Source organism: Streptomyces sp. LaBMicrA B280 (genome assembly GCF_049222185.1).
In the GTDB taxonomy this organism is placed as follows: domain Bacteria; phylum Actinomycetota; class Actinomycetes; order Streptomycetales; family Streptomycetaceae; genus Streptomyces; species Streptomyces murinus.
Genome location: NZ_JBMJCT010000013.1, coordinates 131,525 through 151,805, shown reverse-complemented (window position 1 = coordinate 151,805; position 20,281 = coordinate 131,525). Strand labels below are relative to the sequence as shown.

14 protein-coding genes and 1 pseudogene are annotated in these 20,281 nt (G+C 73.0%); 12 read left to right on the top strand and 3 right to left on the bottom strand.

Annotated elements, in window-relative coordinates; all coding sequences use genetic code 11:
* Positions 1–38: 38 nt before the first annotated feature.
* The 3 genes from recN (at position 39) to ACLF5H_RS14335 (ending at position 3,972) form a co-directional block, all read left to right on the top strand.
* Complete coding sequence (recN, locus tag ACLF5H_RS14345; RefSeq protein WP_421676454.1) at positions 39–1,781, top strand: DNA repair protein RecN; 1,743 nt, start codon at positions 39–41, stop codon at positions 1,779–1,781.
* Positions 1,782–1,800: 19 nt separating this feature from the next.
* Complete coding sequence (locus ACLF5H_RS14340; RefSeq protein WP_421676453.1) at positions 1,801–2,565, top strand: hypothetical protein; 765 nt, start codon at positions 1,801–1,803, stop codon at positions 2,563–2,565.
* A gap of 270 nt (positions 2,566–2,835) precedes the next feature.
* A complete protein-coding gene (locus tag ACLF5H_RS14335; RefSeq protein ID WP_421676452.1) occupies positions 2,836–3,972 on the top strand; it encodes a glycosyltransferase family 4 protein in 1,137 nt (378 codons plus the stop codon).
* A 3-nt stretch (positions 3,973–3,975) separates the two neighbouring features.
* Here the strand turns inward: ACLF5H_RS14335 and ACLF5H_RS14330 are convergent.
* From ACLF5H_RS14330 to ACLF5H_RS14320, 3 genes and pseudogenes are all read right to left on the bottom strand, one after another.
* A pseudogene (locus ACLF5H_RS14330) lies at positions 3,976–5,503 on the bottom strand (PucR family transcriptional regulator).
* 56 nt (positions 5,504–5,559) lie between these two features.
* Positions 5,560–6,942 carry an FAD-binding oxidoreductase gene (locus tag ACLF5H_RS14325; protein ID WP_421676451.1) on the bottom strand — a complete coding sequence of 461 codons (1,383 nt, stop codon included), beginning with the start codon at positions 6,940–6,942 and terminating at the stop codon, positions 5,560–5,562.
* A 51-nt stretch (positions 6,943–6,993) separates the two neighbouring features.
* Complete coding sequence (locus tag ACLF5H_RS14320) at positions 6,994–8,796, bottom strand: glycoside hydrolase family 15 protein (RefSeq protein ID WP_421676465.1); 1,803 nt, start codon at positions 8,794–8,796, stop codon at positions 6,994–6,996.
* Positions 8,797–9,410: 614 nt separating this feature from the next.
* Between ACLF5H_RS14320 and ACLF5H_RS14315 the strand changes: the two genes are divergently transcribed.
* From ACLF5H_RS14315 to ACLF5H_RS14275, 9 genes are all read left to right on the top strand, one after another.
* Positions 9,411–11,060 (top strand): CTP synthase, encoded by a 1,650-nt coding sequence (locus ACLF5H_RS14315; protein WP_421676450.1) that lies wholly within the window; start codon positions 9,411–9,413, stop codon positions 11,058–11,060.
* Between the two features lie 82 nt (positions 11,061–11,142).
* Positions 11,143–11,772: an NUDIX domain-containing protein gene (locus ACLF5H_RS14310; RefSeq protein ID WP_421676449.1), complete on the top strand. Its 630-nt coding sequence runs from the start codon at positions 11,143–11,145 to the stop codon at positions 11,770–11,772.
* A gap of 283 nt (positions 11,773–12,055) precedes the next feature.
* Entirely contained in the window at positions 12,056–14,143 is a 2,088-nt protein-coding gene (locus tag ACLF5H_RS14305) for a tetratricopeptide repeat protein (protein WP_421676448.1), read from the top strand.
* A 136-nt stretch (positions 14,144–14,279) separates the two neighbouring features.
* The gene (gene ald / locus ACLF5H_RS14300; protein ID WP_421676447.1) at positions 14,280–15,404 is read left to right on the top strand and encodes an alanine dehydrogenase; all 1,125 of its coding nucleotides are present in this window, start codon (positions 14,280–14,282) and stop codon (positions 15,402–15,404) included.
* Between the two features lie 426 nt (positions 15,405–15,830).
* Entirely contained in the window at positions 15,831–16,964 is a 1,134-nt protein-coding gene (locus ACLF5H_RS14295; RefSeq protein ID WP_421676446.1) for a ParA family protein, read from the top strand.
* Complete coding sequence (locus ACLF5H_RS14290) at positions 16,949–17,431, top strand: hypothetical protein (protein WP_421676445.1); 483 nt, start codon at positions 16,949–16,951, stop codon at positions 17,429–17,431. Before ACLF5H_RS14295 ends, ACLF5H_RS14290 begins: the two co-directional genes overlap by 16 nt.
* 17 nt (positions 17,432–17,448) lie before the next feature.
* Positions 17,449–18,432, top strand: coding sequence for a segregation and condensation protein A (locus tag ACLF5H_RS14285; protein ID WP_421676444.1), 984 nt, complete (start codon positions 17,449–17,451; stop codon positions 18,430–18,432).
* The gene (scpB, locus tag ACLF5H_RS14280) at positions 18,429–19,076 is read left to right on the top strand and encodes an SMC-Scp complex subunit ScpB (protein WP_421676443.1); all 648 of its coding nucleotides are present in this window, start codon (positions 18,429–18,431) and stop codon (positions 19,074–19,076) included. Before ACLF5H_RS14285 ends, scpB begins: the two co-directional genes overlap by 4 nt.
* A 12-nt stretch (positions 19,077–19,088) precedes the next feature.
* Complete coding sequence (locus ACLF5H_RS14275; RefSeq protein WP_421676442.1) at positions 19,089–20,213, top strand: pseudouridine synthase; 1,125 nt, start codon at positions 19,089–19,091, stop codon at positions 20,211–20,213.
* The last annotated feature ends 68 nt before the right edge of the window (positions 20,214–20,281 follow it).

Sequence of the window (20,281 nt, the reverse complement as noted above, 5' to 3'; positions counted from 1 at the left end):
ATAGGTGGGGCATGTGCGCTCGCCGCCCGAGACCTCGTATGGTCTGTTCCGTGTTGGAGGAGATGCGGATACGGTCGCTCGGGGTCATCGACGATGCCGTCGTCGAGTTGTCGCCGGGGTTCACCGCGGTCACCGGTGAGACGGGTGCGGGCAAGACCATGGTGGTCACCAGTCTGGGGCTGCTGCTCGGGGGGCGGGCCGACCCGGCGCTCGTGCGGATAGGGGCCCAGAAGGCGGTCGTGGAGGGGCGGATCTCCGTGCCCGCGGGCGCCGCCGCCGTCGTACGCGCCGAGGAGGCCGGGGCCGAGCTGGACGACGGCGACCTGCTGATCAGCCGTACCGTCTCCGCCGAAGGCCGCTCGCGGGCCCATCTGGGCGGGCGCAGCGTGCCCGTGGGGCTGCTCGCCGAGCTGGCCGACGACCTGGTGGCCGTGCACGGGCAGACCGATCAGCAGGGGCTCCTGAAGCTGTCCCGGCAGCGCGGGGCCCTCGACCGGTACGCGGGCGACGCGGTCGCCGTGCCGCTCGCCAAGTACGGCGAGGCGTACCGCCGGCTGCGGGCCGTCGCCGTCGAGCTGGACGAGATCACCACGCGGGCGCGGGAGCGGGCGCAGGAGGCCGACCTGCTCCGCTACGGCCTCGACGAGATCGCCGCCGTGGAGCCGCGGCCCGGGGAGGACGCGGAGCTGGCCGAGGAGGCCGAGCGGCTCGGGCACGCGGAGGCGCTGTCGTCCGCCGCGACGGCCGCGCACGCCGCCCTCGCGGGCAACCCCGAGGATCCCGAGAGCATCGACGCGCAGGCCCTCGTCGCGGGCGCCCACCGGGCCCTGGAGGCCGTACGCGCCCATGACCCGGCGCTGGCCGCGCTCGCCGAGCGGATCGGCGAGGTCGGGATCCTGCTCGGCGATGTGGCCGGTGAGCTGGCCGGGTACGCCGGTGACCTGGACGCCGATCCGCTGCGGCTCGCCGCGGTCGAGGAGCGCCGGGCCGCCCTGACCGCCCTGACCCGCAAGTACGGCGACGATGTGAACGCCGTGCTCGGGTGGGCCGAGCAGAGCGCCGCGCGGCTGACCGAGCTGGACGGCGACGACGAGCGGATCGGCGAGCTGGCCGCCGAGCGGGACGCGCTGGGCGCCGAACTGGGCGGACTGGCCCAGGCGTTGACCGACGCCCGCGCCGAGGCCGCCGAGCGGTTCGCCGCCGCGGTGACCGCCGAACTCGCCTCGCTGGCCATGCCGCACGCGCGGGTCTCCTTCGACATCCGGCAGACCGAGGACCCCGAGGGCGTCGAGGTCGGCGGCCGTACGGTCGCCTACGGCCCCTCCGGTGTGGACGAGGTCGAGCTGCTGCTCGCCCCGCACCCGGGCGCCCCGCCGCGGCCCATCGCCAAGGGCGCTTCCGGCGGTGAGCTGTCCCGGGTGATGCTCGCGGTGGAGGTCGTCTTCGCGGGCACGGACCCGGTCCCCACGTATCTGTTCGACGAGGTCGACGCGGGCGTCGGCGGCAAGGCGGCGGTCGAGATCGGCCGGCGTCTGGCCAAGCTCGCCCGCAGCGCCCAGGTCGTCGTCGTCACCCATCTGCCCCAGGTCGCCGCCTTCGCCGACCGGCAGCTGCTGGTCGAGAAGACCAACGACGGCTCGGTGACCCGCTCCGGTGTCAAGGTCCTGGAGGGTGAGGACCGCATCCGTGAACTCTCCCGCATGCTGGCGGGCCAGGAGGACTCGGAGGCGGCCCGCGCCCACGCGGAGGAACTGCTGGCGACGGCACGGGCGGATCAGTAGCCGGACCTAGGGTGTCGGGATGACCGGCACCCGAAAGTCCCGCTCCTTCCTGTTGTCCGCCGCGCTCACCCGGGCAGGCTTCGTCCTGCTGCGGGCCAAGGCGCCCGGCGGGGCCGCGCGTTGGGAGCGGTCCAACCACGCGGGCCGGACCGTGGAGCTGTACGCCGGGCCCGCGGTGGCGGTCGGCACGGCGCTCGCGGCCGCCCGGGTGCGCCCCGCGGCCGGACTCGCCGTGCTGGCGGCCGGAGTCTGCGGGGCGTACGACGATAGGGCGGCCGACCATCGCCGCGGCTTCCGGGCCCATCTCGGCGCCCTGCGCGACGGCGAAGTCACCAGCGGCGCCGTCAAGTTGTTCGGGATCTGTGCCGCCGCTCTCGCCGCGGGCGCGCTGCTGAAGCAGCGGCCGCTGGACAGGCTGCTCGCCGGAGTCGTCATCGCGGGCGCCGCGCACGGCGTGAACCTGGTCGACGTACGACCGGGACGCGCGCTCGGCGCGGTGCTCGCGCTCGGCCTGCCGGGGCTGCTGGGCGAGGGGCCCGGCGCGGAACTGGCGGCCGTCGCAGCGGGCGGTGCGGCGGCGGTGCTGCGTGAGGACGTCGGCGAGCGCACGATGCTCGGGGACACGGGGGCGCACGCCCTCGGCGCCGCGCTGGGGGAGATCGGAAGAGCGGGGGCGGCCGTGGTGGCGGGCGGCGGGCGCGCGGGACTGCTCGCGGGCGCCGTCGCGGTCGTGGCCACCGCCGGGTACGGGGACCGGGTCACCGGCTGGGCGCGGGCGCTGTGACCGCCTGACCTCGGGGGACGCGAGGGGGGTCCCGTCACCGCGGAACCGGCCCCCCTCACTCGTGTGGGTGATGTGCTCCGGCGCATTGCCCCGGCCCGCCGCCCCGTGCGCCCGCCCGGTATTGCCCCGACGGCCCTGCCTGCTGGCATGCTGGGCGGGGACAGCGACCGCGCGGGAGGCGCGCGGGGCACATTCCGCCGCCCCCGTGCGCCCGCTACTTTCTGTACGTTGCCTCGTGACCGCCCCACGCCGAACCAGGAGCCCGGCCTCGTGAGCCCCCTGAGCAGCAACGCACCGCACGGCCGGCCGCCGCTGCGCACCGTGCAGGTGCTGGGCGGGGGCGATGCCGGCGGGAGCGCGCATGTGCGCTCCCTGACCGCGGGCCTGGTCGCCCGGGGCGTGCGGGTCACGGTGTGCGCCCCCGTCGAGGCCGACCGTACCTACGACTTCGCCGGGACCGGCGCCGGCCACATCCATGTGCCGCGCAGCAGCGACCCCGCCTCGGTGGCCGCGCTCCGGGCGGCCTGCGCGGACGCCGATGTGGTGCACGCGCACGGTCTGCACGCCTCCTTCCGGGCCGTGCTCGCGCTCGGCGGGCGCACCACCCCGCTGGTCGTCACCTGGCACAACCGGACGTACGCCGAGGGCGCCCGGGCCCATCTGCTGCGCCTGCTGGAGCGGCGCGTGGCCCGCTCCGCGACCGTGGTCCTCGGCACCAGCCCGGACCTGGTCGACCGCGCCCGCAGGACCGGCGCCCGGGACGCCCGGCTCGCCGCCGTGACCCTGCCCGGCCGCACCCGCCCCGCCCCCGCGCCCGGTGACCCCGACCGGCTGCGGCCCAAGGCCCGTGCCGAACTCGGCGCCACCGGACGCCCGTTGCTCCTCGCCGCCGGACCCCTCGAAAGGCATCGCGGCCACGAGACCCTGCTGGACGCCGCCCGCGCCTGGCGGGACCTGGACCCCGCGCCGCTGGTCGTCATCGCGGGGGAGGGCCCGTTGCGGCCCCTGCTCCAGCGGCGCATCGAGGCCGAGCGGCTCCCGGTACGGCTGCTCGGCCGGCGCGAGGACCTGCCCGAACTGCTCGGCGCCGCCGATCTGGCCCTGCTGACCAGCCGCTGGGAGTCCCGCTCCGCCCTCGCCCAGGAGGCCCTGTACACGGGCGTCCCGCTGGTCGCCACCCGGGTCGGCGGCATCCCCGACCTGGTGGGCGACGCCGCCGAACTCGTGCCGTACGGCGATCCGTCGGCCCTCGCCGACACCGTCACACGGCTGCTCGCCGACCCGGCACGGCGCGAGCAGCTGCGCGCCAGGGGCGCGCGCCAGGCCGCCGGGTGGCCGAGCGAGGACGAGACGCTCGCCCAAGTCCTCAGCGTCTACGACGAGCTGACCCGGCCGCTCCTTCTCTGACCGCTAGGGCGCGTGCCGTCGGGCGCGCAGCGCGAGGCTCAACGCCAGGACGGTCTGCGGGTCGTCGAGGTCGGTGCCCAGCAACTCGCCGATGCGGGCGAGGCGGTTGTACAGCGTCTGCCGGTTCAGATGGAGTTCGCGGGCGGTCTCCGCCTTGCGGCCCGCGTGCGCGAGATACGTCTCCAGGGTGGGCAGCAGCGGCGGCTTGGAACGCCGGTCGTGGTCGCGCAGCGGGCCGATCGCCCGGTCCACGAAGGCCGCGAGGTCCGGATGGTCGCGCAGCCGCCACAGCAGCAGGTCGATGTCGAGGCGGCGGGCGTCGTACCACGGGCGGTCGGTCAGGCCCTGCGCGCCCCGCCGAGGCCGCCGCCCAGCCGCCCAGATCGGAAGAGCACACGTCTGAACTCCACGCCGCCAGCAGCACCGGCACCCGGCCCTCCACCGGCCGTACGCCCAGCAGCACCGGCACGCCCAGCGCGGCCAGCTCCTCGGAGACCGCGCGGGCGAGCACCGCCCAGCCGCCCCCGGCGGGGGAGAGGGGGTCGCCGACCCGCATCACCACCGGCAGCAGCGGGCCGGTCCCGGGCTTGAAGCCCAGCACCCGGGCCTGGGCGGGCGCGTCCTGCGCGGAGATCCGGCCCTCGGCGAGATCGGTGAGGAAGTCGCCGCGCCCGCGCGCCGCCAGCTCCTCTTCCTGCCGGGCTTGCATCAGGACCACGGCCAGGATGCCCGCGGCCCGCTCCGCGGCGATCCGGTGCACCGGCGACAGCGGCGAGCGCACCGGCAGCAGCACCAGACGGGCGCGCACCGCACCCGCCGTACCGGGACCGCCGCCGGGGACGTCCACCAGCACCGAACCGGCGGGCGGCGGCGCGTTCTTCTGCGGGCCGCGCAGCCCCTCCCACACCTGGAGCGGATCCGCGCCCTCGGGCCCCTCACCGGCCGCGTACAGCAGCCGGCCGTCGGCGGTCTCCAGGAACACCGGGTTGCCGCTGAACCCGGCCAGGATGCCCAGCACCTGCGGCACCCCGCCCCCGCCCAGCAGCGCCTCGGTGCAGCGCCGGTGCACCTCCTCGGCCCGCTGGAGCAGCGCGTAGTGGCCATTGACGATCTCGGTGTGGACCTCCTCGGTGACCGCCACGAACGGCACCTCGCGATGCAGCTGCACCAGCGGCAGATTGGCCGCGCGCGCGGTGTCCACCAGCGCGGCCGGCAGCCGGTCGAAGCGCGGGCCCAGCTCCACCACCAGCGCGGCGATCCCGCGCTCGGCCAGCGTGCGCACGAACGCCCGCTGCTCGGCCGGCCGGGTGCCCAGGCCGTAGCCCGTGGTGAGCAGCAGCTCGCCGCCCTTGAGCAGCGAGGCGATGTTCGGCACCTCGCCCGCGTGCACCCAGCGCACGGTACGGCTGAGCCGGTCCGCGCCCGCGATGATCTCCGGCAGCCCGCTGCGCAGTCCGGGCAGCTCCAGGGCCCGCTGAACGGTGATGCCCGCGCCGTGGCTTTCTGGTCTGCTGTCCGTACCGCTGTCCATGAAGCGGACGCTACCTGCGAAAACGCCTCAGGAACATCTCCGGGTGCGGCCGGGTGCTACACCGGCCTGATGTTGTGGTTGAACCGGAAGACGTTGTCGGGGTCCCAGCGCCGTTTCACCTTCTCCAGGCGCAGTGTGTTCCCCGCGCCCAGGCCCGCCCGCACCCGCTCGGGGCCCTCGTCGCCGATGTAGTTCAGACAGACGTCCCCGGTGCTCCAGGGCCGGACGGCGGCCCGTACCTCGCGCACCCAGCCGCCGCACCGCTCGTCGTCCGCCGGGTCCGCCCAGACGGCGAACGGGTGTACGACCCAGGGCGCGTCCCGGTACGGCACCGGGCAGGTGCGCGGACCGGAGGCGACCGCCCCGCCCTGGGGGAGCAGCGCGTGCCGGGTGAGGGTCGGGGACGGCACGCGGTCGCCGAGGGCGCAGAAGGCGTCCACCGCGTCGTCCGGCAGCGCGCCGAGGCATTCCGCCGACGAGTGATTCCGCAGCCCGGCCGGGACGTCGAGCAGGCACTGCGCCTCGGCGTACGGCAGCGGGCCCAGGAACCGGGCCTCGTGCGGCGGCGCCAGCAGCGGGGCGGCGAGCCCGCGCAGCTCCTCCTCGCCGCCCGCGTAGGTCAGCAGCGCCAGGCACAGCCGTCGGCCCACCAGCTGCGGCGGTACGAAATCCGCGGGAGGGCCGGTGAGATACAGCACCGCCCCGCCGAGCGCGTCCGGTCCGGTGCGCAGGATCTCCCGGAAGGCGCGCACCACCGGTGGGCCGTACCGCGGCAGAAAGAGCAGCAACGCCACGCAGAACAGCGGGAGTTCGTGCAGTTCCAGGGTGAGCGCGGTGGCGACGCCGAAGTTGCCGCCGCCGCCGTGCAGCGCCCGGAACAGCTCCGGGTTCTCATCGGCGCTCGCGGGTGTCCGCTCGACGTCCGCGGTCACCAGCTCCACCCCGAGGAGGCCGTCCACGGCCGGCCCGAACGCGCGGTCCAGCCAGCCGGCGCCACCGCCGAGGACGAACCCGCCGACCCCCGTGGTGGAGGCCCGGCTCCCGGTCGTCGCCAGGGCGTACGGCTCGGTCGCCCGGTCCAGGTCGCTCGTCGTGGCCCCGCCCTCGACGCGTACCGCCTGCGCCACCGGGTCGACCGTGACCCCGCGCATCCGGCGCAGATCCACCACGAGCGCGCCGTCACCGAGCGCGGAACCCGCCACGCCATGCCCGCCCCCGCGCACCGCGACCGGCAGATCCAGCTCCCGTGCGAAGCGCACCGCGCGGACGACGTCGGCCGCGCCCGCGCACCGCGCGATGACGGCCGGGCGCCGGTCGATCATCCCGTTGAAGACGGCGCGGGCGGCGTCGTAACCGGGGTCCTCGGGGGCGAGGACGTCACCGGCGAGATCCTCGCGGAGGGCGGACAGGGCGGCGCGGGCCTTGGCACGGGACGCCATGGCAGCCCCCTTCCGAAAAGGGGGGATTCCTGCGCTTCCAGCCTAGGGCGGCTATCCCCCGTACGCCCCCGAAGCCGTCAGCCGCAGTGCCGTGTCGATCAGCGGCACATGGCTGAACGCCTGCGGGAAGTTGCCCACCTGGCGCTGCAGACGCGGGTCCCATTCCTCCGCGAGCAGCCCGAGATCGTTGCGCAGCGCGAGCAGCTTCTCGAACAGCTTGCGGGCCTCGTCGACGCGGCCGATCATCGCGAGGTCGTCGGCCATCCAGAACGAGCACGCGAGGAACGCGCCCTCGTCGCCCGGCAGACCGTCCACGCCCTCGGACTGACCCTCGGTGGGGTAGCGCAGGATGAAGCCGTCGGAGGTGGACAGCTCGCGCTGGATCGCCTCGATGGTGCCGATCACCCGCTTGTCGTCCGGCGGCAGGAAGCCCATCTGCGGGATCAGCAGCAGGGAGGCGTCCAGCTCCTGGGAGCCGTAGGACTGGGTGAAGGTGTTGCGCTCCTTGTCGTAGCCCTTCTCGCACACGTCCCGGTGGATGTCGTCGCGCAGCTCGCGCCAGCGCTCCAGCGGGCCGTCCGCGTCACCGGACTCGATCAGCTTGATGGTGCGGTCCACCGCGACCCAGGCCATCACCTTGGAGTGCACGAAGTGCCGGCGCGGGCCGCGCACCTCCCAGATGCCCTCGTCCGGCTCCTGCCAGTGGTCCTCCAGGTAGCGGATCAGCTTCAGCTGGAGCAGGGACGCGTAGTCGTTGCGGGCGAGGCCGGTCATGTGGGCCAGGTGCAGGGCCTCGGTGACCTCGCCGTACACGTCCAGCTGGAGCTGGTGGGCCGCGCCGTTGCCGACCCGGACCGGGGCCGAGTCCTCGTAGCCGGGCAGCCAGTCCAGCTCGGCCTCGCCCAGCTCGCGCTCGCCCGCGATGCCGTACATGATCTGGAGGTTCTCCGGGTCGCCCGCGACCGCGCGCAGCAGCCACTCGCGCCAGGCGCGGGCCTCCTCGCGGTAGCCGGTGCGCAGCAGCGAGGACAGGGTGATCGCGGCGTCGCGCAGCCAGGTGTAGCGGTAGTCCCAGTTGCGCACGCCCCCGATGTCCTCGGGCAGCGAGGTGGTGGGGGCCGCGACGATGCCGCCGGTGGGCGCGTACGTCAGCGCCTTCAGGGTGATCAGCGAGCGGATCACGGCCTCCCGGTACGGCCCGTGGTACGTGCACTGCTCGACCCACTCGCGCCAGAAGCTCTCCGTCGCCTCCAGCGACTGCTCGGGCTCCGGCAGGGCGGGCGGCCGCTTGTGCGAGGGCTCCCAGGAGATCGTGAACGCGATCCGGTCACCCGGGGCGACCGTGAAGTCGGCGTAGGTCGTCAGGGACTTCCCGTAGGTCTCGACCTCGGTGTCGAACCACACCGAGTCGGGACCGGCGACGGCGACCGTGCGGCCCTCGTGCTTGTGCACCCAGGGCACGACCCGGCCGTAGGAGAAACGCATCCGCAGCGCCGAGCGCATCGGCACCCGGCCGGTGACGCCCTCCACGATCCGGATCAGCTGGGGCGCGCCGTCCCGCGGGGGCATGAAATCGGTCACCCGGACCGTGCCGCGCGGGGTGTCCCACTCCGATTCCAGGATCAGCGAGTCGCCCCGGTAGCTCCGGCGGGCTGCCGTGGGCGGCGCGGCGTCGGCGGCGTGCGCCGGGCCGAGCCGCCAGAAGCCGTGCTCCTCGGTGCCCAGCAGGCCGGCGAAGATGGCATGCGAGTCGAAGCGGGGCAGGCACAGCCAGTCCACCGTGCCGTCCCGGCAGACCAGTGCGGCGGTCTGCATGTCTCCGATGAGTGCGTAGTCTTCGATGCGCCCGGCCACGTGCAACTCCAGTCGAACGGCCACGTCACACCCCCGCGCGAGGGGGCTGTCGCTAGTGCGGTCAAGGGTTCGTTGTTGTGCGTCGTTGAGCGGTGAAGCAAAGCAGCCCGCCGAGCCCTGAGGCAAAACGACAGTCTTTGCTCAACGAACTGCCGCGCTCTCGTTGTTCCGGGGGAACCAGGCGGGGGTGTGCCGTCGTCCGGCCGGGCCCGGCAGGGAATGTCCGAGCAGGATACGACGCACCCACAGGATCCGCGTGCCGCTCCGGGCAACCCGTGTGAGCCGAACGAGTGACCCCTCGGTGATGATCGTGTGTGCCCACCGGGACTGTGCTTATGCCTGGGACGCCTGGGGGAGCTGTGGCGTCGCACCTCCCCGGTACGGGCCGGTGCGGGTCCCGCCGTGCGCGCCCCCGTGCGGAAGGTGGCCGAAAGTCGACGTGCCCGTATACGGAGCGTGGCCGGAAGCCATCGCCTCCGGGCGCTGATACCCTGGTAGCCCGTGGACCGGTGGGCCCAAAACCCCCGAACCGCAGCGACGGCACCCTCGGAGTCATCCGAGACGCACAGCCGCACCGCACGACAGCCAGCGACCACGGGAGCCCCCTCTTGGCCATGCCGCCCAAATCCACGACGACCAAGCACATCTTCGTCACCGGGGGTGTCGCCTCCTCGCTCGGCAAGGGCCTCACCGCCTCCAGCCTGGGCATGCTGCTCAAGGCCCGGGGACTGCGCGTCGTGATGCAGAAGCTCGACCCGTACCTGAACGTCGACCCGGGCACGATGAACCCCTTCCAGCACGGTGAGGTGTTCGTCACCAACGACGGCGCCGAGACCGACCTGGACATCGGCCACTACGAGCGCTTCCTCGACCGCGACCTCGACGGCTCGGCCAACGTCACCACCGGCCAGGTCTACTCGACGGTGATCGCCAAGGAGCGCCGCGGCGAGTACCTCGGCGACACCGTGCAGGTCATCCCGCACATCACCAACGAGATCAAGCACCGCATCCGGCGCATGGCCACCGACGCGGTGGACGTCGTCATCACCGAGGTCGGCGGCACCGTCGGCGACATCGAGTCGCTGCCGTTCCTGGAGACCGTCCGCCAGGTCCGCCACGAGGTGGGCCGGGACAACGTCTTCGTGGTGCACATCTCCCTGCTGCCCTACATCGGCCCCTCCGGCGAGCTGAAGACCAAGCCGACCCAGCACTCGGTCGCCGCCCTGCGCAACATCGGTATCCAGCCGGACGCCATCGTGCTGCGCTGCGACCGCGAGGTCCCCACCGCCATCAAGCGCAAGATCTCGCTGATGTGCGACGTCGACGAGGCCGCGGTCGTCGCCTGCCCGGACGCCCGTTCGATCTACGACATCCCGAAGGTCGTGCACACCGAGGGCCTGGACGCCTACGTCGTGCGCAAGCTGGACCTGCCCTTCCGGGACGTGGACTGGACGACCTGGGACGACCTGCTGGACCGCGTCCACAACCCCGACCACGAGGTCACCCTCGCCCTGGTCGGCAAGTACATCGACCTGCCCGACGCCTATCTGTCGGTCACCGAGGCGCTGCGCGCCGGCGGCTTCGCCAACCGCGCCCGCGTCAAGATCAAGTGGGTCACCTCCGACGACTGCAAGACCCCGGCCGGCGCCAAGGCGCAGCTCGCCGATGTCGACGGCATCTGCATCCCGGGCGGCTTCGGCGACCGCGGTGTGCTCGGCAAGGTCGGCGCCATCCGCTACGCCCGCGAGAACAAGATCCCGCTGCTCGGCCTCTGCCTGGGCCTGCAGTGCATCGTGATCGAGGCCGCGCGCGACCTGGCCGAGATCGCCGACGCCAACTCCACCGAGTTCGACCCGGCCACCGCCCACCCGGTCATCTCCACCATGGCCGAGCAGCTGGACATCGTGGCCGGCGAGGGCGACATGGGCGGCACCATGCGCCTGGGCATGTACCCGGCCAAGCTGGCCGAGGGCTCCATTGTGCGCGAGGTGTACGAGGGCAAGGAGTACGTCGAGGAGCGCCACCGCCACCGCTACGAGGTGAACAACGCCTACCGCGCGGAGCTGGAGAAGAAGGCGGGCATCCTGTTCTCCGGCACTTCCCCGGACGGCAAGCTGGTGGAGTACGTCGAGTACCCGCGTGATGTGCACCCCTACCTGGTCGCCACCCAGGCGCACCCGGAGCTGCGCTCCCGTCCGACCCGCCCGCACCCGCTCTTCGCCGGTCTGGTGAAGGCGGCGGTCGAGCGGAAGATCGCGCAGTAACCCAGGCGCTGTACGGTGGCCGGGGCGCGCGCATCCCACGGGAGCGCGCCCCGGCCACCGCGCACATGGGGAAGGACAGGGCATGACGACGATCAAGGACACCCCCGAGGAGTGGGAGATCCGGGCGACGGACACCCCCTTCGTCGGCAACAAGACCTCGGTGCGCACCGACGACGTGGTCATGCCCGACGGCTCGGTGGTCCACCGCGACTACCAGGTCCACCCGGGTTCGGTCGCCGTCCTCGCCCTCGACGAGCAGGACCGGGTGCTGCTGATCAACCAGTACCGCCACCCGGTGCGGCACAAGCTGTGGGAGATCCCGGCCGGACTGCTCGACGTGCCCGGCGAGAACCCGCTGGGCGCGGCCCAGCGCGAGCTGTACGAGGAGGCGCACGTCAAGGCCGAGGACTGGCGGGTGCTGACCGACGTCTACACCACCCCCGGCGGCTGCGACGAGGCCGTACGGATCTTCCTCGCCCGCGGGGTGTCCGAGGCCGAGGGCGAGCGCTTCGCGGTGGAGCACGAGGAGACCGACATGGCGTACGCCCGGGTGCCGGTCGACGAGCTGGTGCGCCGGATCCTCGCCGGTGACGTGCACAACAACTGCCTGGTCGTCGGGGTCCTCTCGCTGGTGGCCGCGCGCGGCGGGGACGGCCTGGACGCGCTGCGCCCGGCGGACGCGGAGTGGCCGGCCCGGCCCTTCACGTCCTGAGCGTCCGGCCCCTCCCGTTCCGAAGTCCCGGTGCCCCTCACGTCCTGAACGCCCGGCCCCTCACGTCCTGGACCTCGTCGCCCCGGACCCCGTCGCCCCGGACCCCGTCCCCGAGACCGTCGCGCGCATTGGTGTGACCATCGCCTGATCCGATCGGGCGATGTCCCCGCCGTCCCCGCCGTGCTCCGAGCGGAACGTCGCAGAGAGTGAACTAGGCTCTTGAACGCCCGTACCGGAAGATCCGGCGGGCTTGCGCGTGCGGTGTGGGACGGGAGTGTGGCCCGTGACGGATCAGGCGGTGGACACAGGCGATGCGCGGCTGTCCGCGCCCTCGGCCGACGGGGACCAATTCCTGGGCCGGGCGCGGGAGTTGAAGGAGTTGCGCGCGGACATCGAGCGCGCGGGCCTGGACACCCTCGCCGGCCGCAAGGCCCCCCGCGCACGGGTGCTGCTGATCGCGGGACGCCCCGGATCCGGACGCACCGCCCTCGCTGAGGAACTCGTCCGCCAGGTCGCCCACCGTTACCCCGACGGGGTGCTGCGCGCCCGGCTCGCCGAGCCCGACGGCACCCCCGTGACGATCGAGCGGGCCGCCCGCGAACTGCTCGGCGCGCTGGGCGTGCCCGCCCCGGCCGGCGCCGCCGAGGACGACCTCGCCGAGGCCCTGCGCACCGCCCTCGCCGACCGCAGGAAGCTCCTCCTCCTGGACGACGCGGCCGGTGCCGAACAGGTCGACGCCCTGCTCCCGGACGCCCCGGACTGCCTGGTGGTGGCCGTCTCCAAGGGCCCGCTCACCGGCATCTCGGACGTCCGCCCCTGCACCCTGGGCGGCCTGGACACCAAGTCCGCCCTCGAACTGCTCACCCGCTACACCGGCTCGGTCCGCGTCACCGTGGACCCGCGCTCCGCCGAGAGCCTGGTGGAGGCGTGCCAGGCTCACCCGGCCACGCTGGTATTGGCCGGCGGCTGGCTCGCCGCCCGCCCGAAGGCGTCCGTCGCCGACCTCGCCAAGCGGATGCACACCCCCTCGCAGGACGGCGCGGAGGAGGCGGACGCGAGCCCGCTGGCCCGGATCTTCCGGCTGGTCCACGAGGAACTGCCCGGCCCCGCCGCCCGTACCCTGCGGCTGCTCAGCCTCGCCCCGGCCGGCCCGGTCGACGACCAGACCGCCTCCGCGCTGGCCGGCTGCTCCGTCGAGGCCGCCCGCGCCACCCTGGACGACTTCGTGGCCCTCGGCCTGCTGCGCCGGGTCGACTCGCCGCTCGCCGAGTACGACATCCCCGGCTGGCTGCATCCGCTGCTGCGCTCTCTCGCCGGGGCCCAGGAGCGGCCGGGGGAGCTCCAGCTGGCCCGGGCGCGGATGCTGGAGCGGACCGTACGGCTGCTGCACTCGTGCCGGGCCATCACCGAGACGGACAGCGACCGGTCCCGGGAGAAGATCCAGGGCCTGCCCCGGCCGCTGCGCTTCGCCGACCCCCGCGCGGCCGCCGACTGGCTGCGCCTGCGCAAGCCCGCGCTGCTGGCCTCCGCCCGGCTCGCGGTGGCCGACGGAGAGCTGGACACCCTGGCCAGGAGGCTGCTGTCGCAGCTGGTCAGGGCGCTGGCCGCGCATGTCGGCACCCAGGCGGCCGCCGTCGATCTGTACGGCGTGCACGGTCTCGTCCTCGACGTCGCCGAGCGCCGCGGACTGCCCCGGGAGCGGGCCGCGGCCCTGCTGAACCTGGGCGATCTGGACGCCCAGACCGGCCGCACCCAGGACGCGCTGGCCCGCTACCGGGCCGCGCTGGACGCCGGACGCGAGGCGAACGACCCGTACGCGACCGGCCGCGCGATGGAATCCGTAGGCGGCGCCCATCTGGAGCTGGGGGACTACGACCGGGCCGCCGACTGGTTCGGGCGCGCGCTGGCCGACCGGCTGGCCCGCGGCGAGCGCGCCGAGGCCGCGCGGCTCTACGGCCGGATCGCCACCGCCCACACCTACGCGGGCCGCTACGGCGAGGGGCTGCGCAACTGGCGGGCGGCCTGCGCGGCCTACCGCAAGGGCGGCGATGTGGCCGCTCTGGCACGGGCGTTGAGCGAGACCGCCCGGGTCCAGGAGTACGCGGGGCGCCCCGAGGAATCGCTGCGCACCTGCCAGGAGGCGGTGGAGTGGGCGCGGCGGGCGGACGACGTCCGGCTCCAGGCCGCGCTGCAGCTGCGTCTCGCGGACACCCTGGAGCGCCTCGGCGACCCGACGGCGGCCCGGTTGCACCGGGCCACGGCCGGGCGTCTCCTGGGCGAGGAGGCACCGGAGCAGCCGTCACAGCAGGCCAGGGGCCCGGAACAGGACCCGAACACCTGCGAAATCCGCAGTGCATCCAATGAAGATTGATGCAATGAAAGGCTAGACAGGCGGAACACCTTCATTAAACTGGCTCTGCCGCATGTCCCTGCGGTGTCTCCCGGTATGCCTAGGCATGTCTGGGTACATCCGTAATGCACCCCCCAAACCCTCTGAGCCAAGGACCGTGATCGACGTGAAGGTCGGCATCCCCCGCGAGGTCAAGAACAACGAGTTCCGGGTGGCCATCACCCCCGCCGGCGTGCACGAGCTGGCGCGCCACGGCCACCAGGTCGTCATCGAGCGGGGCGCCGGCCTCGGCTCCTCGATCACGGACGCCGAGTACGTGGCCGCCGGTGGCCAGATCCTGGACACCGCCGACGAGGTCTGGGCCGCCGCCGACCTGCTGCTCAAGGTCAAGGAGCCGATCGCGGAGGAGTACCACCGCCTTCGCAAGGACCAGATCCTCTTCACGTACCTGCACCTGGCCGCCTCCAAGGAGTGCACGGACGCGCTGATCGAGTCCGGCACCACCGCCATCGCCTACGAGACGGTCGAGCTGCCGAACCGCGCGCTCCCGCTGCTCGCCCCGATGTCCGAGGTCGCGGGCCGGCTGGCCCCGCAGGTCGGCGCCTACCAGCTGATGCGCGCCAACGGCGGCCGCGGTGTGCTGCCCGGCGGTGTCCCGGGTGTGACCCCGGCCAAGGCCGTGGTCATCGGCGGCGGTGTCTCCGGCTGGAACGCCACCCAGGTCGCCGTCGGCATGGGCTTCGACGTGACCCTGCTCGACCGCGACATCAACAAGCTGCGCGAGGCCGACAAGATCTTCGGTACGAAGGTCAAGGCGATCATGTCCAACGCCTTCGAGCTGGAGAAGGCCGTGCTGGAGGCCGACCTGGTCATCGGCGCGGTGCTGATCCCGGGCGCCAAGGCCCCGAAGCTCGTCACCAACGAGCTGGTCGCCCGCATGAAGCCCGGAAGTGTCCTTGTCGACATCGCGATCGACCAGGGCGGCTGCTTCGAGGACTCCCGTCCCACCACGCACGCCGAGCCGACCTTCCAGGTCCACAACTCGGTCTTCTACTGCGTCGCCAACATGCCGGGCGGTGTGCCGAACACCTCCACCAACGCGCTCACCAACGCGACGCTGCCGTACATCGTCTCCCTCGCGAACAATGGCTGGGTCGAGGCGCTGCGCCGCGACGCCGCGCTCGCCCGGGGTCTCAACACCCATGACGGCAAGGTCGTTTACAAGGAGGTCGCCGAGGCCCACGGCCTGGAGCACATCGAGCTGGCCTCGCTGCTCGGCTGATCCTCGCGACCCGGCGCACGACCTGGTGAGCCGCTCAGCCGCCCACCGGTAAAAGGCGATTCGTCAACACGTCTCGTCAACCGCCCACGCCCGGCCGGACCTTGCCCGACAAGGTCCGGCCGGATGTGTGTATGGTCACTTTGCGACGCTCGGTCAACTCGCCTCGAACGTAACCGTTCAACCGATTCGCACCCCGGTGAAACCTGCTGTGCGACGGCCGTACGCCCTTGACAGCGACATGTTTCATTGCCGACACATCCTGCCGGGTCCGGCGGATTGTGTTGCTGCGGACCGCCGACACGCCATAGAGTCGCCAACCGTCGGCATGGTGCCACGCTGACCTTGTCTAGAAGTTTCCTGGTCACCAAGGAGGTAAGACGACTTGTGAATGAGTCGACATTTTCTCCCGGGGGTGGTCAACCAGGAATGCCCGCAGGGGGCCAGGGGCCCGCGGGATTCGAGGCTGTCGGCTCCGTAGCTGTGCGCACCTTCGCAGCCCATCAGAGTCCGGGAACTCAGATGCCCCGGACAGCACACCAGAGCATGGATGGCCATCACGTGAACGCCATGGCCGGCGACGGAAGTGGCGCGCCCCACAACCAACTCGCCGACTACGACGAACTGCCCGAGGGGCACTTCTACGACCCCGACGCCGAGTACGAGCCCGATCCGGAGTACGCGGCCACGCTCGCGCCCGACGCGGCCCGCCAGCGCCGTGAGCGCGTCGGTCCCACCGGTCGCCCGCTGCCGTACTTCCCGATCCCGGGCCCGCTGACCGACCACGGCCCCGCGAAGATCATCGCGATGTGCAACCAGAAGGGCGGCGTCGGCAAGACGACGTCGACCATCAACCTGGGTGCCGCGCTCGCGGAGTACGGCCGGCGGGTACTGCTCGTGGACTTCGACCCGCAGGGCGCGCTGTCGGTGGGTCTCGGCGTCAACCCCATGGAACTCGACCTCACGGTCTACAACCTGCTCATGGAGCGGGGCATGTCCGCGGACGAGGTCCTGCTGAAGACCGCGGTCCCCAACATGGACCTGCTGCCCTCCAACATCGACCTGTCGGCCGCCGAGGTCCAGCTGGTCTCCGAGGTCGCGCGCGAGTCCACGCTCCAGCGGGCGCTCAAGCCGCTGCTGCCCGACTACGACTACATCGTGATCGACTGCCAGCCCTCGCTGGGCCTGCTCACGGTGAACGCGCTGACCGCCGCGCACAAGGTGATCGTGCCGCTGGAGTGCGAGTTCTTCGCGCTGCGCGGTGTGGCCCTGCTGACCGAGACCATCGAGAAGGTCCAGGAACGGCTCAACCCCGACCTGGAGCTGGACGGCATCCTCGCCACCATGTACGACTCGCGCACGGTCCACAGCCGCGAGGTCCTGGCCCGGGTGGTCGAGGCGTTCGACGACCACGTCTACCACACGGTCATCGGGCGTACGGTCCGCTTCCCGGAGACCACGGTCGCCGGTGAGCCGATCACCACGTACGCCTCCAACTCCGTCGGGGCCGCCGCCTATCGCCAGCTCGCCAGGGAGGTGCTCGCCCGGTGTCACGCCGAGTGAGTCTGCCGGGGGCCGACGAACTCTTCCGTACGACAGGGGGGACGGCGCTCCAGCCGTCGACACCCCGGCGCGCCGCGGGCGGTGACGCCCGGGTGCCGGCACCCGCGCAGGACAGCGACGACGTGGCCGCAGCCGAGGACGCGCCGCAGGCCGTGCCCGTGCGGAGCGGCGACGGCGAGCGGCGCCGGGGCCCCGCGCCGGACGGTTCCGCCGCCGAGCCGCGCAAGCGGGGCCGGGCGGCGAACCGGCGGCCCAGCGGGCGCGAGCGGCACGACGAGAAGATCACGGTGTACGTCTCCGCCGAGGAACTGATGGACCTGGAGCACGCCCGGCTGGTGCTCCGGGGCGAGCACGGGCTCGCGGTGGACCGCGGGCGCATCGTGCGCGAGGCGGTGGCCGTGGTGCTGGCCGACCTGGAGTCCCGCGGGGACGCGAGCATCCTCGTACGGCGGCTGCGGGGCCGTTAGCGGTAGCCTGCGGGGCGATGACCTCGAACGACGCTCCCCGCCCCGGCCCCGGTGCCGGCCGTCGGCGCGCGCTGGGGCGGGGGCCGGGGGCACCGGTCCTCGAAGAGGTGCCCGAGGCCGTCGTACCGGAAGAGGCTCCCCCCGCCGGGCCCGAAGAGTCCGCCGCCGGGCCCGAAGAGGCGCCCGACGGCGTCTTCAAGGTCCGCCTCGCCAACTTCGAGGGGCCCTTCGATCTGCTGCTCCAGCTGATCTCCAGGCACAAGCTGGACGTGACCGAGGTCGCGCTGTCCAAGGTCACCGACGAGTTCATGGCGCACATCCGCGCGATGGGACCGGACTGGGACCTGGACCAGACGACCGAGTTCCTCGTCGTGGCGGCCACGCTGCTCGATCTGAAGGCGGCCCGGCTGCTGCCCGCCGCCGAGGTGGAGGACGAGGGCGACCTGGCGCTGCTCGAAGCGCGCGACCTGCTGTTCGCGCGGCTGCTCCAGTACCGGGCGTACAAGCAGATCGCCGACATCTTCAACGCCCGCGTCGACGAGGAGGCCCGCCGCTACCCCCGTACCGTCGGCCTCGAACCCGAGCACGCCGAGCTGCTGCCCGAGGTCGTGATCAGCATCGGACCCGAGGGCTTCGCGAAGCTCGCGGTCAAGGCGATGCAGCCCAGGCCCGAGCCGCGGGTGTACGTCGACCACATCCACGCCCCGCTGGTCAGCGTGCAGGAACAGGCCGCCGTCGTGGTCACCCGGCTGCGCGAGCTGGGTGAGGCCAGCTTCCGGGCGCTGGTGGCGGACACCGACGACACGCTCACCGTGGTGGCCCGCTTCCTGGCGCTCCTGGAGCTGTACCGGGAGAAGGCCGTCGCCCTGGAGCAGGAGGCCGCCCTCGGGGAGCTGCTGGTGCGCTGGACGGGCGGGGACGGGACGGCGGTGCCGATGGTCACCGACGAGTTCGACCGGCCGCCCGAGCGGCCGGGGCCCGAGGAGGAGAGCAAGCCGTGAGCGAGACCACCGAGGCCCCGGCGTATCCGGGCGACGTCGCGGGGCTGGAGCTGCGGCCCGCCCTGGAGGCCGTCCTGATGGTCGTGGACGAGCCCGCGACCGAGGAGCACCTCGCCAGGATCCTGGAGCGGCCCCGGCGGCAGATCGCGGACGCGCTGCGGGCGCTGGCCGACGAGTACACCGTGCAGGGCCGCGGTTTCGAGCTGCGGCAGGTCGCGGGCGGCTGGCGCTTCTACACCCGCGCCGCCTACGCGCCCGCCGTGGAGCGCCTCGTCCTGGACGGCCAGACCGCCCGGCTCACCCAGGCCGCGCTGGAGACCCTCGCGGTCGTCGCCTACCGCCAGCCGGTCAGCCGCAGCCGGGTCTCCGCGGTGCGCGGAGTGAACTGCGACGGTGTGATGCGCACCCTGCTCCAGCGCGGTCTGGTCGAGGAGGCGGGCGCGGAACCCGAAACAGGTGCGATCCTGTACAGGACGACGAACTACTTCCTGGAGCGGATGGGCCTGCGCGGCCTGGACGAGCTCCCGGAACTCGCGCCCTTCCTCCCGGAGGCGGAGGCGATCGAGGCCGAGACCCAGGAGGGAGTCCCGTCGTTCGACCCGGACGCGCCCGACGCGCCGGGTGCAGAGGACGCAGACGACTAAGACGGAACTTTGATGCGAAGCAGCGGCAGCGGCAAGAGTGGCGGGCGCGGTAACCACCGCGGCGCCGGCAACAACCGGGACGAGCGGCAGGGGCAGGGCCGGCCCAGCAAGCCCCGCCCCGAGGAGCGCCGCTACGACGTGGGCCCCGGCGCGACCCAGGACGGCCCCAAGTCCGGGCGCGGTGGCGCGGCCCGCGGCGGCGCCAAGGGCGGCCCGAGATCGGAAGAGCGTCGTGTAGGGGGCGGTGGCGCGGCCCGCGGCGGCGCCAAGGGCGGCCCGCGGCGGCCCCAGCAGGGCGGCCGTACGGAGCCCTCGCGCTCGCGTGAGTACGAGACGCGGGCCGAGGAGCGCAACCGGGACCGGTACGCGGGCAAGAAGGACATCAAGCTGCCCAAGACCTTCCCGGGCGCCGAGCAGGAGGGCGAGCGGCTCCAGAAGGTGCTCGCGCGCGCGGGCTACGGCTCCCGGCGCTCCTGCGAGGAGCTGATCGAGCAGTGCCGTGTCGAGGTCAACGGCGAGATCGTCACCGAGCAGGGCAAGCGGGTCGACCCGGAGAAGGACGAGGTCAAGGTCGACGGCCTGACGGTGGCGACCCAGTCGTACCAGTTCTTCTCGCTGAACAAGCCCGCCGGTGTCGTCTCCACCATGGAGGACCCGGAGGGGCGCCAGTGCCTCGGCGACTACGTCACCAACCGGGAGACGCGGCTCTTCCACGTCGGCCGGCTGGACACCGAGACCGAGGGCGTCATCCTGCTCACCAACCACGGTGAGCTGGCGCACCGCCTGACCCACCCCAAGTACGGCGTGCAGAAGACGTACCTCGCACACATCGTCGGCCCGATCCCGCGCGACCTCGGCAAGCGCCTGAAGGACGGCATCCAGCTGGAGGACGGCTACGCGCGCGCGGACCACTTCCGGGTGGTGGAGCAGACCGGCAAGAACTACCTGGTCGAGGTGACCCTGCACGAGGGCCGCAAGCACATCGTGCGGCGCATGCTCGCGGAGGCCGGGTTCCCGGTCGACAAGCTGGTGCGCACCTCGTTCGGCCCGATCACCCTGGGCGACCAGAAGTCCGGCTGGCTGCGGCGGCTGTCGAACACCGAGGTCGGCATGCTGATGAAGGAAGTCGAACTGTAGGCCGGGCTCCTCGAAGCGCCTTGCGCCGATCATCATCCCCCTTTATTGTCACAGTGACGATAAAGGGG